The organism is Paramesorhizobium endophyticum (assembly GCF_014640615.1).
Classification (GTDB): domain Bacteria; phylum Pseudomonadota; class Alphaproteobacteria; order Rhizobiales; family Rhizobiaceae; genus Paramesorhizobium; species Paramesorhizobium endophyticum.
This window is the reverse complement of record NZ_BMHH01000001.1, coordinates 455,504-468,179: the sequence shown is the minus strand read 5'-3', so window position 1 is coordinate 468,179 and position 12,676 is coordinate 455,504. Positions and strand designations below refer to the sequence as shown.

Genomic DNA, 12,676 nt, shown 5'->3' with positions numbered 1-12,676 from the left:
CGTTCTAAAAATCGTCGTCGCCCGGATATCGAGCTTCATATCTTGGAAATCAAGTGGTTGTGAAGAAATGCATCATCTCGCCAATTAGCGCAACAGCCTCGAAACGAGCTGCGCCGTATAATCCACCATCGGCACGATGCGGGCATAGTTGAGCCGCGTCGGACCGATGACTCCGAGCGCGCCAACCACCCGTTGCTCCGCGTCGCGATAGGGCGCGACGATGAGCGAGGAGCCGGACAGCGAGAAGAGCTTGTTCTCTGAGCCGATGAAGATGCGCACGCCCGATCCCGCCTCGGCCAGTTCCAGCAACTGGATCATGCCTTCCTTGGTTTCAAGATCGTCGAAGAGGTGCCGCAGCCGCTCGACATCTTCCTGGGCGTTGATGTTTTCGAGAAGATTGGCGCGCCCGCGCACGATAAGCCGCGTCGGCTGGTCATTGCCGCCGCCGCTCCAGATCGCGAGGCCCTGCTCGACCAGATGCTGCGACAGCGTGTCGAGTTCCTGCTTCGTCTCCTCCTTGAGTTGCGCCAACTCGCTGCGCGCCTCCGATAGCGTGCGGCCCTGAATATGCGCGTTGAGGAAGTTGGATGCTTCGGCCAGCTGCGAGGCTGTCACGCCGGGGGGCAGCGAGATGATGCGGTTTTCCACGTCGCCGCTCTGGGTGACCATCACTGCAAGCGCCTGCGTCGGCTCCAGCCGCACGAATTCGATATGCTTGAGCGCGCCTTCCGCCTTGGTGGCTAGCACCAGCCCTGCGCCGCGCGACAGGCCGGAGAGGATCTGGCTTGCTTCGGTCAGCACGTTTTCCACCGAATTGCCGCCGCCCGCCGCGCGCACCTGCGTCTCGATCGACTTGCGCTCGTCGGGCGGCAGGTCGCCGATCTCGAGAAACGCATCGACGAAAAAGCGCAGGCCAAGCTGCGTCGGCAGGCGTCCCGCCGAGACATGCGGCGCGTAGATGAGGCCCAATTGCTCGAGGTCGCTCATCACATTGCGGATCGTCGCCGGCGAAAGCGCCAGCGGCAGAAGACGGGAGAGATTGCGTGAACCGACCGGCTCGCCGTCGCCCAGATAGCTTTCCACGATGCGCCGGAAAATGTCGCGCGAGCGCTGGTCGAGGGTCGCAAGCGTTTCGGGAACTGCTGCTTTCATCATGTCCGTTGCGCGGGCTCCATCAGGCCTGAATGGCTGGGTTGAACATGATTATATATGCGCGCCCATCCGGCGGTCAAAGGCGCGCTGCCCTTAAGTATCTTTCTATTTCCGTCGTTGCGGCCTAAAAGCCCATTTCAGATAAGATGAATCGAGGGTCCCCATGCGTCCATCCAAGCGCGCCGCAGACGAAATGCGCGCCGTCTCATTCGAGCGCGGCGTTTCCAAACATGCCGAAGGCTCCTGTCTGGTCCGCTTCGGCGATACGCATGTGCTCTGCACGGCGAGCCTGGAAGAAAAAGTGCCGGGCTGGATGCGCAATTCCGGCAAGGGCTGGGTGACGGCGGAATATGGCATGCTGCCCCGCTCCACCGGCGACCGGATGCGGCGCGAAGCTTCCACCGGCAAGCAGGGCGGGCGAACGCTGGAGATTCAAAGATTGATCGGCCGTTCCTTACGCGCCGTGGTCGATCTCCAGGCGCTGGGCGAGCAGCAGATCACCATCGATTGTGACGTCATCCAGGCCGATGGCGGCACCCGAACCGCCGCAATCTCCGGCGGCTGGGTGGCGCTCCATGAGTGCCTGCGCTGGATGGAAACGCGCCAGATGGTGAAGGTCGAGAAGGTTCTGAAGGACCACGTTGCCGCCATTTCCTGCGGCATATGGGGTGGCGAGCCGGTCATCGACCTCGACTATGCCGAGGATTCGACCGCCGCGACCGACGCCAATTTCGTCATGACAGGCAAGGGCGGCATCGTCGAAATCCAGGGCACTGCCGAGGGCGAGCCGTTCTCGGAAGAGCAGTTCGGCTCGCTTATGCAACTTGCGCGCACGGGCATCAACCGGCTCGTTTCCCTGCAGAAGATGGCGGTGGCTTGATCGAATGAGAAGACTGGAAAAAGGCCGGCTGATCGTTGCTACCCACAACAAGGGCAAGCTCAAGGAAATCCATGACCTGATCGGCCCGTTCGGCTTCGAGACGCAATCGGCGGGCGAACTAGGCCTGCCCGAGCCGGAAGAGACGGGCACGACCTTCGAGGAAAACGCCGCCATCAAGGCGCTGGCCGCGGCGAAAGTCACCGGACTGCCCGCCCTCTCGGACGATTCGGGCGTCGCCGTCGATGCCCTAGATGGCGCGCCGGGCGTCTACACCGCCAACTGGGCGGAACTGCCCGACGGCACGCGCGATTTCGTCTACGGCATGCACAGCGTGGAAAATGCGCTGCGCGAGAAGGGCGCGCTCACGCCGGACAAGCGTACCGCGCGGTTCGTCTCGGTCATCTGTATCGCCTGGCCGGACGGGCACACGGATTTCTATCGCGGAGAGGTAGAAGGCACGCTCGTCTGGCCGCCGCGTGGAGAGCAGGGCTTCGGCTATGACCCGATGTTCCTGCCCGATGGTCACGAGCGCACCTTTGGCGAAATGTCCGCCGAGGAGAAGCATGGCTGGAAGCCGGGGATGGCGGAAGCGCTGTCGCATCGCGCCCGCGCCTTCCGTCTTTTCGCGCGCGATGCGCTCGGGATCGAGTGATGACACGAGGCGAAGGCAGCTTCGGCGTCTATCTCCATTGGCCGTTCTGCGCGGCCAAATGCCCTTATTGCGACTTCAACAGCCATGTCCGCCACCAGCAGGTGGACCAGCCGCGCTTTGCCGCCGCCTTCGCCCGCGAAATGCGGACGATACGGCAGCGAACAGGCCCCCGCACCGTCACCAGCATTTTTCTGGGCGGCGGCACGCCTTCGCTGATGGAGCCGGCCACCGTGGAGCGGCTGCTGAACGAGATCGCGGCCAATTGGAGCATTGCTGATGGCGTCGAGGTGACGCTGGAGGCCAACCCGTCGAGCGTCGAGGCGGAGCGCTTTCGCGGCTATCGCGCGGCGGGCGTCAACCGCGTTTCCATGGGCGTGCAGGCGCTGAACGATCAGGATTTGCGGCGGCTCGGTCGGCTGCACAATGTCGAGGAAGCGCTGAAGGCGATCGGGCTTGCCCGCGAGATTTTCCCACGCCTGTCCTTCGACCTCATCTATGCCCGCCCTGACCAGACCATCGCCGATTGGCGCGCGGAACTGGAACGGGCCATCGAACTCGCCGCCGATCATCTGTCACTCTATCAGCTCACCATTGAGGAAGGCACGCCCTTCTACAATCTCTGGAAGGCGGGCAAGCTGGTCACCCCCGATGGCGACCACGCCGCCGCGCTCTATCTCGAAACGCAGGAAGTGACGGCGGCGCGCGGTCTCCCGGCTTACGAAATATCCAATCACGCCGCACCGGGCGCCGAATCGCGGCACAATCTCGTCTACTGGCGCTATGGCGAATATGCCGGCATCGGGCCGGGCGCCCATGGCCGTTTCGTCGAGAACGGCGTGCGCACCGTGACCATGACCGAGCGCCATCCCGAGACCTGGGCCGAAAAGGCCGAGCGCGAGGGCCAGGGTATCGTCGAGGAAGAATATCTGACGCCCGACCAGGAGGGCGACGAGTTCCTGATGATGGGTCTGCGCCTGACCGAAGGTGTGGACATCACCCGCTACCGCCGCCTGACCGGGCACGAGATTGACGAGGGCAGGCTAGAAGCGCTCATCGGCCAGGGCCTGATCGAACCGATGACCCGCACCCGCATCCGCGCCACACCGGAGGGCGCGCTGCTGCTCGACGCGGTGGTGGCGGATCTGGCGGCTTAGATAGCTTGGCGTCTGGGCCTTTGCCGGATAGGGTTGAAACCGCCTTTTCAGATGAAACCGGTGCTCATGCATTTACCGCCGCTCACCCTCCTCTGGCCTGCCGGCCATCTCCCCCTCAAGGGGGGAGATTGCGCCTTCATCGGTATTCGGTACCAATCGCCAGCGTTGCAAAGGTGGGGCAGAGGGCGGTGTCAGCCAATCTCCCCCCTTGAGGGGGAGGTGCCCGGCAGGGCAGAGGGGGGTATTGCGCAAGCGCTTCCAAACAAACAGGAGTGCTTTTGTTGACCCATCCCGACACCTCCCAGCGAGACTACCTCATCGGCCAGGCGACCTTCCATGCTCGCCCGCTCGAGCCCGCGCTCTACATCGTAGCCACGCCCATCGGAAATCTCGGTGACATGACCATCCGCGGTCTTGAAACGCTCGCCTCCGCCGATATTCTCGCCTGCGAGGACACGCGCGTCACCCGCGTGCTGCTCGACCGTTTCGGCATAGCCAAGCGCCCCGTCGCCTATCACGAGCACAACGCCGCCGAAGCGGGGCCTAAACTTATCGCCGCACTCAAGGAGGGCAAAAGCGTTGCGCTTGTCTCGGATGCCGGGACGCCGCTCGTCTCCGACCCCGGCTACCGGCTGGTGGGCGAGGCGAGGGCGGCGGGCATTCGCGTCGTTCCCGTTCCCGGTGCATCCGCCGTGCTGGCGGCATTGATGGCGTCTGGCTTGCCGACCGACAGTTTCCACTTCGCCGGCTTTCTGCCGGTGAAGCAGGGCCAGCGCCGCGCGAAACTGGAAGCACTGCAAAGGATCGACGCGACGCTCGTCTTCTTCGAATCCCCCAACCGTACCGCCGCCACGCTTGCCGACATGGCCGCGGTATTCGGCGAGACGCGCCCCGGCGCGCTCTGCCGCGAACTCACCAAGGCCTATGAGACGGTTGTGACCGCGCCGCTCGGGGAACTCACCCGGCAATTCGACGGCGAGGACCGCCTGCGCGGCGAAGTCGTCCTGCTAGTCGGCCCTCCGCAAGCGGCGGACGCCCCTGCGAGCGCCGAGGACATCGACCGGCTTCTTCTCTCGCTCGCAGCCGAAATGTCGCCGTCCAAGGCGGCGGGCGAAGCGGCGCGGATGACCGGCGGCCACAAAGGCGAACTCTACCAGCGGCTGATCGAACTGAAAGAGCGGCGCGGATGATGGAGTTGGAGCGCAAGCGCAAGGCGTTCTTCCGCGGACATTCTGCGGAACGGCTCGCCTCACTGGCGTTGATGCTCAAAGGCTTCCGCATCGTTGCGCGCCGCTACAAGACCCGGCTTGGCGAAATCGACCTGATCGCCCGTCGGGGTCATCTCGTTCTGGTAGTTGAGGTCAAAGCCCGCCCCTCGCTCGAATCCGCCATGGAGGCGGTAGGCTACACATCCATGCGACGGATCGAGGCTGCCGCCGATCTCTGGCTTGCCCGTCAGCCCGACCGGGCGCATCTCTCGCTGCGCTTCGATCTCGTCGCCGTCCTGCCCTGGCGCTGGCCCGTGCATGTGCCCGCGGCGTTTATGGCGGCCCGTTAAATCCTTGTCCTGATTGGTAAATCCCATCTAAATTGTGGGATATTCGCACCTTCGCCTTCTGGACGAATATTCTTGGGGCCTGTCGTTTTCGGGAAAAACGCTCCGAATTGCGTATAGGTGCGCGCAAGTCTGTTCCTTATAAACTTCAGGTAAATCCCGGATAATCCGGGGTGAACTGAAAAGGATTTCCCGTGGCGTCTGATTCTGCCTCCCTGTCGGTATTTCCCGCCTTCTTCCGCGTCCAGAATAAAGTGGTCGTGGTCGTGGGCGATGGCGAGGAGGCGCTCAACAAGGCGCGGCTTCTCGGACAGACCAATGCCACGATCCGCGTAGTGGCTCCGCACCCGGCGCTCGCACTTGCGCGCTATATTGCTGATCATGGGCTTGATCATATCGGCGAAGCTTTCGCGCCGTCCCATATTTCCGGCGCGAAGCTCGTCTTCGTCGCCACCGGCGAGGAAGAGCGGGATGCGGCAATCGCCGCCGAGGCGCGCCGCCAGCGCATCCCCGTCAATGTGGTGGACCGCCCCGAGCTTTGCGATTTTCTAACCCCGGCCATCGTCAACCGCGCGCCGCTTGCCATAGCCATCGGCTCGGAAGGCACGGGCCCTGTGCTGACGCAGATGATCCGCGCCCGCATCGACGCCGCCCTGTCGCCGCGTCTGGGCGCGCTTGCCCGGTTCGCCGAGTCCTACCGCCCTGCCGTCGAGAAATTGCTCGCCAAGGGCGTGGCCCGCCGGATGTTCTGGCGCACCTTCTTTTCCGGCGCGGTGGCGAGCGGGATCGAGCGTGGCGATGAACCTGCCGCCCATGCCGCCGCGCGGTCGCTGCTCGAGGCGGAAACGCCGCAGGGCTATGTCTGGCTCGTCGGTGCAGGCCCTGGTGCGGAGGATCTTTTGACGCTGCGCGCGCAGCGCGTGCTGATGGAGGCGGATGTGATCGTGCACGACACCGGCGTTCCAGATAGCGTCATCGCGATGGGACGCCGCGATGCCGAGCGCATTGCCGTGGGGAGCCGCAAGGGTTGCCGGGCGCGAAGCCGGGAGGCCGGGGCGCTGCTTGTGCAATTGGCGGGCGAAGGCAAGCGCGTCGCGCGGCTCAAATCCGGCGACCTGTTCCTCTCCAGCCGCGCGGGCGAGGAGATGGCGACGTTGCAGGCGGCAGGCATCGGCGCGGAAATCGTCCCTGGCATTTCGCTCGCCTTTACGGCCGTTTCACCCGCTGCAGCCAGGGACATTCACGCGCCGCACTCCGAAGGATTGACCACATGACGAGCAAGGTTCTGACCGCCAACCGCCTTATCGACGGTGAAGTCGTCTGGTATGGTGCCGATGGGGAATGGCGCAGCACCATCGATGGCGTATGGGTTGCCCGCGACGCCGAGACCGAAGTCGCGCTGGCGGCAGCCGGCAAGGCAGCGGTCCGCGCCAATCTGGTGGTCGATGTCAATCTGATCGATGTCGAGGATCGCGGCGGCAAGCTGCATCCGCTGCGCCTGCGCGAGCGCATCCGCATCTCCGGGCCGACCATCGATTTCGGCCCAGGCATTCTTTCCGAGGTTTAAGCCATGTATCGTTATGACGAATTCGACCGCGCCTTCGTCGCCGCCCGTGTCGCGCAGTTCAAGGATCAGGTCGAGCGCCGCCTCGCAGGCGAGCTGACCGAGGATCAGTTCCGCCCCCTTCGCCTGATGAACGGCGTCTACCTCCAGCTTCATGCCTATATGCTGCGCGTCGCCGTTCCCTATGGTACACTGTCCTCCCGGCAGGTGCGCAAGCTTGCCCATATCGCCCGCAAATATGACCGCGGCTACGGCCATTTCACCACGCGGCAGAACATCCAGTACAATTGGCCGGCGCTGGCGGATATTCCGGCTATTCTCGACGAGCTTGCAGAAGTCGAGATGCACGCCATGCAGACCTCGGGCAATTGCATCCGCAATGTCACCGCCGATCATTTCGCCGGTGTCGCGGCGGATGAGGTGGCCGATCCGCGCCCCTATGCGGAAATTCTGCGGCAATGGTCGTCGCTCCACCCGGAATTCTCCTACCTGCCGCGCAAGTTCAAGATTGCCGTGACAGGCGCGGAGCACGACCGCGCGGCAATCCAGGTGCATGACATCGGCCTGCACCTGAAGAAAACGCAAGCGGGTGAGTTGGGCTTCGCCGTCTATGTGGGCGGCGGCCAGGGACGCACGCCAATGGTGGCGAAGAAGATTCGCGATTTCCTGCCTGTCGAGGATCTGCTGTCCTACACCACGGCAATCGTCCGCGTTTACAATCTCCATGGCCGCCGCGACAACAAGTTCAAGGCCCGTATCAAGATTCTCGTCCATGAAACCGGCGCGGAGGAACTGACCCGCCAGATCGAAGCCGAATGGCAGGCGCTGAAAGAGAGCGAACTCAAGCTGCCGCAAGCCGATATCGATGCCATCGAAACCTATTTTCGCCCGCCAGCACTGGCGGATAGGCCGGAAGGATGGGCCACACTGGCCGCGGCCAAAAAGGCGGATGCCGGTTTCGCAGCTTGGGTGGACCAGAATGTCACGCCGCACAAGCACCCGGACTACGGCGTCGTCACCATCTCGCTGAAACCCATCGGCGGTATTCCCGGCGACGCCAGCGCCTCGCAGATGGACCTTGTCGCTGATATTGCAGAGCAGTTCAGCCAGGACGAAATCCGCGTCAGCCACGAGCAGAATCTGGTACTGCCGCATGCGGCGCTCGCCGATCTTCGCGCGGTCTACGACCTGCTTCTCACTGACGGGCTCGCCACCGCCAATGCGGGGCTCATCACCGACATCATCGCTTGCCCCGGCCTCGATTATTGCGCGCTTGCCAATGCCCGCTCGATTCCCGTGGCGCAGCGCATTTCCGAGCGCTTCGGCGCGGCGGAGCGGCAGGCGGAAATCGGCGATCTGAAGATCAAAATCTCCGGCTGCATCAATGCCTGCGGCCATCACCATGTCGGCCATATCGGCATTCTCGGCGTCGAGAAGAAGGGCGAGGAGCTTTACCAGATCACGCTCGGCGGCTCGGCGGACGAGATCACCACAGTGGGCGAAATTACCGGGCGCGGCTTCTCGTCGGAAGAGGTGGTGGATGCCATAGAGAAAATCGTCGATACCTATCTCGCTTTGCGCCAAAGCAAGGACGAAATCTTCCTCGCCGCTTACAGGCGGGTGGGGCTGGCACCGTTCAAGGAGGCGCTCTATGGCGAAATCAGCCGTGCTGCCTGACACCGTTGAGTCCGCCGCCGACGAGGCGCGCGCGCTGGAGGCCCGTTATGGCAATCTCGACGCGCGGCTCATCATCGAGCTTGCCGTCGATCATCTGTTCAATGAGGAGATCGCTGTGGTCTCCTCCTTCGGCGCCGAATCGGCGGTGCTGCTGCATCTCATCTCCGAGGTCGACCACACGACACCGGTTATCTTCCTCGACACGGGCAAGCATTTTCCGGCAACCCTCGCCCATCGGCGCCGTCTGGTGGAGGAACTGGGCTTGACCGATGTGCGCGACATCCTTCCCTTGCCCGAGACACTCAAGGCGGAAGACCCGTTCGGCGCGCTGTCGATGACCGACAAGGACCGCTGCTGCCATATCCGTAAGGTGGAGCCGATGGCGCGCGCCGTCGCGCCCTGGCGTGCATGGACGACGGGCCGCAAGCAGTTCCAGGCCTCGACCCGCGCCAGCCTGCCCGTGTTCGAGGCGGTGGGCCCGCGCATCCGCATCAACCCGCTCGCTCGCTGGCGCGCGGCGGATATCAAGGCCTATATGGCAGCGCACGGCCTCCCTGTCCATCCGCTGGTGGAAAAGGGCTACCCCTCCATCGGCTGCATGCCCTGCACGCGGCCCGTCGCTGATGGAGAAGACCAGCGCGCCGGACGTTGGGCCGGATCGGACAAGACCGAATGCGGCATTCACCTGACCGGCCTTGCCGAAACGCTCTCCACCCTTTCGCCCAGGGAAACGAATTCATGACTGACGCAGCCGAAAAACAGCTCTGGGGACGTGACGGCTTCCGCGACGATCCCTATATCGAGGCTGCCAGCCTGGAGGAAGCGGGTGACGCGCCCGCCGTCATTCTGCCATTGGCCGCATGGCTCGGGCTCGATGACGATGTGCGGCGCACCAGCAACCGCCGGGTCGGCGTGACGGTCGCACCAGGCGAGAGCATCGATCCGCTTATCGACAAACTCGACACGATCCCGCTGATCGCCCTGCAATTTCCGGCCTTCAACGACGGACGCTCCTATTCCAAGGCTGGCATCCTGAAGGAGCGCCACGGCTTTGCCGGAGAGCTGCGCGCCGTGGGCGATGTGCTGATCGACCAGGTGGTTTTCATGCTCCGCGCCGGTTTCGACACGCTTCAGGTGACGAACGCGGTAGCGCTGAAGCGCCTCGCCGCCGACGATTTGCGCGACACGCCGGGTTATTACCAGCCGGGACGCGGCTCGGCGAAGGCCAGCGGCTACAGCTGGCGCCGGACGCCAGCGGCTTGAGAACGAGGACATGATCCCCTTCACCCTCGTGGTTCGAGGCTCATTCCGCTGCGCTCCACTCGCACCTCACCATGAGGGTGAAGGGCGCGCGGCGCTTCAGTATCCCTCATCCTGAGGTGCGTAGTGCCCCCTGAGCTTGTCGAAGGGGAAACGAAGCCTCGAAGGGCGAGGGCGCTTGGCGCAATTCTTAAAACGGGTTTGAACGACAGGAAGCATTGATGTCCGATACGATTGAAACCGATGTTGTCATTGTTGGTGCGGGGCCGGTGGGGCTGTTCGCCGTGTTCGAGCTGGGCCTTCTCGACCTGCGCGCCCATGCCATAGACATTCTCGACCGTCCGGGCGGGCAGTGCGCCGAGCTTTATCCGGAAAAGCCGATTTACGACATTCCCGGCCTGCCGGAAGTGACCGGCCAGCAACTGACCGACAATCTCCTGAAGCAGATCGCGCCTTTCGATCCGCAATTCCATTTCTCCACCATGGTGACGGCGTTGACGCGCCTCGAAGACGGCCGGTTCCGCGTCGAGACCGATGCGGGCGAAGTCTTCGTTGCCAAGGTGGTTGTTATCGCCGCTGGCGGCGGTTCCTTCCAGCCCAAGCGCCCGCCGGTGCCTGACATCGAGCACTACGAGGGCCGATCCGTCTTCTACGCCGTGCGCAAGATCGAAGCCTTCCGCGACCGCGACGTGGTGATTGTCGGCGGCGGCGATTCGGCGCTCGATTGGACGCTGAACCTCGAGCCGGTGGCGAAGTCGGTGACGCTCGTCCACCGTCGCCCGGAATTCCGCGCCGCGCCCGATAGTGTCAACAAGATGTGGGCGCTGGAGAAGGAAGGCCGCGTGAAGTTCCGCATGGGCCAACTCGCCAGCCTCAATGGCTCGGATGGCGAATTGTCGCAAGTGGTGATCAAGGGCGCCGAAGGCGAGGAAGTGCTGGAGGCCGACCGCCTGCTGTCTTTCTTCGGCCTTACGATGAAGCTCGGACCTATCGCCGATTGGGGGCTGAATCTCGACCAGAACCTCATCGCCGTCGATACGGAGAAGTTCGAGACGTCGGAGCCAGGCATCTTCGCCATCGGCGACATCAACACCTATCCCGGCAAATTGAAGCTCATCCTTTCGGGCTTCCACGAGGCGGCCTTGATGGCGCAGGCGGCAAAGCGTATTGTCGCGCCCGGCGAGCGGATCGTCTTCCAATATACGACCTCATCCACTTCCCTGCAGAAGAAACTGAAGGCGGCTTGAGCATGATCCGAAAAGTTACAGACTTTTTCGATAAGATTATGCGACTAAATTAAAAGGCTTCTAGTGTCCGATACCCTGCTTATCCACGTTACCGACCAGAATGGCGAGCGCCACACGCTGGAGGCGCTCGAAGGCTTCCGCGTGATGGAGATCATCCGCGACTGGGGACTTGACATCAAGGCCGAGTGCGGCGGCGCCTGCGCCTGCGGCACCTGCCATGTCTATGTGGACGATGCGTGGACGGACAAGCTCTATGCACCGCTGGACGAGGAGCAGGACCAGCTCGACCAGACATTCCATGTCGAGGACAATTCCCGCCTTTCCTGCCAGCTCATCATGACGCAGGAATTGAACGGTCTCGAAGTGACGCTCGCGCCGGGCACGGAAAAGGGGCGGGAGGCCGCATGACGCGAATCGGCCGGGTACGAACAAAACTTTGTTACCTGCCGCGCCATATTTTATGCCCGGTTTTCTGACATCCCCTATTGCCTTACTGCCCTGCTGCCTTATTGCCTTCTCCTATTCCCATTTTGGATGGAAGGAGAAAGCCTTGATCCGGCACATCGTTTTTTTCAGCGCCAAGGAAGGGCAGGATATTCAGGAAATCCGCGCCGGGCTGGAGCGGCTGGGCACGATTCCCCATTCCGATCTGTTCGAGGTTCTGGAGAACAGCAAAGTCGATCCGCTCTGCGACAAGATTGACCTCGTCGTCTATGCGGAATTCGCTGACGAAGCGGCGCTTGCGGCATACAAGGCCCACCCTACCTATGCCGAAACCACCCGCCACGTCCGCCCGATGCGCGAGCTGCGCTTTTCGGCGGATGTGGTGTCGAAGGTAAGGTGAGCATGATCCCGAAAAGTTGCAGACTTTTCGGATAAGATTACGCGGCAAAATAAGATCAGCCTCGCCGAGGCTTCATCGCCAGCGGCAGATTGCCGAAAAGGTCGGGCTCGCTGGTCGTCCGCGCGCCTTCGATGGCGAGGATGCGCAGTTTCGTCTCGACTCCGCCATTGCCGGAAAATCCGCCCGTCTTGCCATTCGCGCCGAGCACGCGATGGCATGGGACGATGATGGGATAGGGGTTCTTGCCAAGCGCCTGCCCCACGGCTTGCGAAAGGCTGACATCGCCGATTTCCCTTGCAATCGCGCCATAGGTCATGGTCTCGCCGGGCGGTATGCGCAACGCTATTTCATAGACCTGCCGGTAGAGCGGCGGCAGATTCTCCATGTCGAGCAGTGCGATCGACAAATCTGCTTTTTCGCCTTCGAGCAGCGCCTTGATGCGGTCCATCACGTCCTGCACCGGAGCAGGCGCTTCGCTCTCCCGCGCCGAAGGGAATCGCCTTTGCAGCCGCGCCAGCGTTGTCGCTGCATTCGCCTCCGGCAGCTGTAGCGCGACGATTCCTCGCTTACCCCATGCGATGCCGCAAGGGCCGATAGCTGTGTCGAAAATGGTAAGTCCAAGCGATTCCATGCCGCCGATCCTATCAGAAATCCTGATTTGATGCTGTTGGACGCGAGCGGTAATAATGTT

14 protein-coding genes and 1 pseudogene are annotated in these 12,676 nt (G+C 62.9%); 13 read left to right on the top strand and 2 right to left on the bottom strand.

Features of this window, described 5'->3' with window-relative positions; genetic code table 11:
- Positions 1-84: 84 nt before the first annotated feature.
- The gene (gene hrcA, locus IEX53_RS02280) at positions 85-1,155 is read right to left on the bottom strand and encodes a heat-inducible transcriptional repressor HrcA (protein ID WP_188821002.1); all 1,071 of its coding nucleotides are present in this window, start codon (positions 1,153-1,155) and stop codon (positions 85-87) included.
- Positions 1,156-1,315: 160 nt separating this feature from the next.
- Here hrcA and rph point away from each other — a divergent pair, with 160 nt between their 5' ends.
- The 13 genes and pseudogenes from rph to IEX53_RS02215 all read left to right on the top strand — a co-directional run bounded on the left by rph (position 1,316) and on the right by IEX53_RS02215 (position 11,985).
- Positions 1,316-2,032 carry a ribonuclease PH gene (rph, locus tag IEX53_RS02275; RefSeq protein WP_188821000.1) on the top strand — a complete coding sequence of 239 codons (717 nt, stop codon included), beginning with the start codon at positions 1,316-1,318 and terminating at the stop codon, positions 2,030-2,032.
- A 4-nt stretch (positions 2,033-2,036) separates the two neighbouring features.
- The gene (gene rdgB / locus IEX53_RS02270; protein WP_188820998.1) at positions 2,037-2,684 is read left to right on the top strand and encodes an RdgB/HAM1 family non-canonical purine NTP pyrophosphatase; all 648 of its coding nucleotides are present in this window, start codon (positions 2,037-2,039) and stop codon (positions 2,682-2,684) included.
- A complete protein-coding gene (gene hemW, locus IEX53_RS02265) occupies positions 2,684-3,838 on the top strand; it encodes a radical SAM family heme chaperone HemW (RefSeq protein ID WP_188820996.1) in 1,155 nt (384 codons plus the stop codon). The genes rdgB and hemW overlap by 1 nt, the downstream gene beginning before the upstream one ends.
- Positions 3,839-4,119: 281 nt before the next feature.
- Positions 4,120-5,028: a 16S rRNA (cytidine(1402)-2'-O)-methyltransferase gene (gene rsmI, locus IEX53_RS02260; RefSeq protein WP_308429126.1), complete on the top strand. Its 909-nt coding sequence runs from the start codon at positions 4,120-4,122 to the stop codon at positions 5,026-5,028.
- A complete protein-coding gene (locus IEX53_RS02255; protein ID WP_188820992.1) occupies positions 5,025-5,396 on the top strand; it encodes a YraN family protein in 372 nt (123 codons plus the stop codon). Before rsmI ends, IEX53_RS02255 begins: the two co-directional genes overlap by 4 nt.
- 191 nt (positions 5,397-5,587) lie before the next feature.
- Positions 5,588-6,643: pseudogene (locus tag IEX53_RS02250) on the top strand (siroheme synthase family protein); the annotation flags it as partial.
- Positions 6,644-6,663: 20 nt separating this feature from the next.
- Positions 6,664-6,960 (top strand): DUF2849 domain-containing protein, encoded by a 297-nt coding sequence (locus tag IEX53_RS02245; protein ID WP_188820989.1) that lies wholly within the window; start codon positions 6,664-6,666, stop codon positions 6,958-6,960.
- A gap of 3 nt (positions 6,961-6,963) precedes the next feature.
- On the top strand, positions 6,964-8,634 hold the full coding sequence (locus IEX53_RS02240) for a nitrite/sulfite reductase (protein ID WP_188820987.1): 1,671 nt from the start codon (positions 6,964-6,966) through the stop codon (positions 8,632-8,634).
- Positions 8,609-9,376, top strand: coding sequence for a phosphoadenylyl-sulfate reductase (locus IEX53_RS02235; RefSeq protein WP_188820985.1), 768 nt, complete (start codon positions 8,609-8,611; stop codon positions 9,374-9,376). The genes IEX53_RS02240 and IEX53_RS02235 overlap by 26 nt, the downstream gene beginning before the upstream one ends.
- Positions 9,373-9,897, top strand: a complete 525-nt coding sequence (locus tag IEX53_RS02230; RefSeq protein WP_188820984.1) for a DUF934 domain-containing protein — start codon at positions 9,373-9,375, stop codon at positions 9,895-9,897. The genes IEX53_RS02235 and IEX53_RS02230 overlap by 4 nt, the downstream gene beginning before the upstream one ends.
- A gap of 218 nt (positions 9,898-10,115) precedes the next feature.
- Positions 10,116-11,141 (top strand): NAD(P)/FAD-dependent oxidoreductase, encoded by a 1,026-nt coding sequence (locus tag IEX53_RS02225; RefSeq protein WP_188820982.1) that lies wholly within the window; start codon positions 10,116-10,118, stop codon positions 11,139-11,141.
- 63 nt (positions 11,142-11,204) lie between these two features.
- A complete protein-coding gene (locus tag IEX53_RS02220; protein ID WP_373288516.1) occupies positions 11,205-11,549 on the top strand; it encodes a 2Fe-2S iron-sulfur cluster-binding protein in 345 nt (114 codons plus the stop codon).
- Between the two features lie 142 nt (positions 11,550-11,691).
- Complete coding sequence (locus IEX53_RS02215; RefSeq protein WP_188820980.1) at positions 11,692-11,985, top strand: Dabb family protein; 294 nt, start codon at positions 11,692-11,694, stop codon at positions 11,983-11,985.
- Between the two features lie 55 nt (positions 11,986-12,040).
- On the opposite strand, the gene IEX53_RS02210 is transcribed toward IEX53_RS02215, so the two are convergent.
- Entirely contained in the window at positions 12,041-12,616 is a 576-nt protein-coding gene (locus IEX53_RS02210; RefSeq protein ID WP_188820978.1) for a methylated-DNA--[protein]-cysteine S-methyltransferase, read from the bottom strand.
- Between the last annotated feature and the right edge of the window lie 60 nt (positions 12,617-12,676).

Excerpts from the sequence above, each read along its gene's own strand:
- IEX53_RS02255 (WP_188820992.1), top strand. The coding sequence starts at position 5,025 with ATGATGGAGTTGGAGCGCAAGCGCAAGGCGTTCTTCCGCGGACATTCT.
- rph (WP_188821000.1), top strand. The coding sequence starts at position 1,316 with ATGCGTCCATCCAAGCGCGCCGCAGACGAAATGCGCGCCGTCTCATTC.
- hemW (WP_188820996.1), top strand. The coding sequence starts at position 2,684 with ATGACACGAGGCGAAGGCAGCTTCGGCGTCTATCTCCATTGGCCGTTC.
- IEX53_RS02235 (WP_188820985.1), top strand. The coding sequence starts at position 8,609 with ATGGCGAAATCAGCCGTGCTGCCTGACACCGTTGAGTCCGCCGCCGAC.
- rdgB (WP_188820998.1), top strand. The coding sequence starts at position 2,037 with ATGAGAAGACTGGAAAAAGGCCGGCTGATCGTTGCTACCCACAACAAG.
- IEX53_RS02240 (WP_188820987.1), top strand. The coding sequence starts at position 6,964 with ATGTATCGTTATGACGAATTCGACCGCGCCTTCGTCGCCGCCCGTGTC.
- IEX53_RS02225 (WP_188820982.1), top strand. The coding sequence starts at position 10,116 with ATGTCCGATACGATTGAAACCGATGTTGTCATTGTTGGTGCGGGGCCG.
- hrcA (WP_188821002.1), bottom strand. The coding sequence starts at position 1,155 with ATGATGAAAGCAGCAGTTCCCGAAACGCTTGCGACCCTCGACCAGCGC.
- IEX53_RS02230 (WP_188820984.1), top strand. The coding sequence starts at position 9,373 with ATGACTGACGCAGCCGAAAAACAGCTCTGGGGACGTGACGGCTTCCGC.
- IEX53_RS02245 (WP_188820989.1), top strand. The coding sequence starts at position 6,664 with ATGACGAGCAAGGTTCTGACCGCCAACCGCCTTATCGACGGTGAAGTC.
- IEX53_RS02210 (WP_188820978.1), bottom strand. The coding sequence starts at position 12,616 with ATGGAATCGCTTGGACTTACCATTTTCGACACAGCTATCGGCCCTTGC.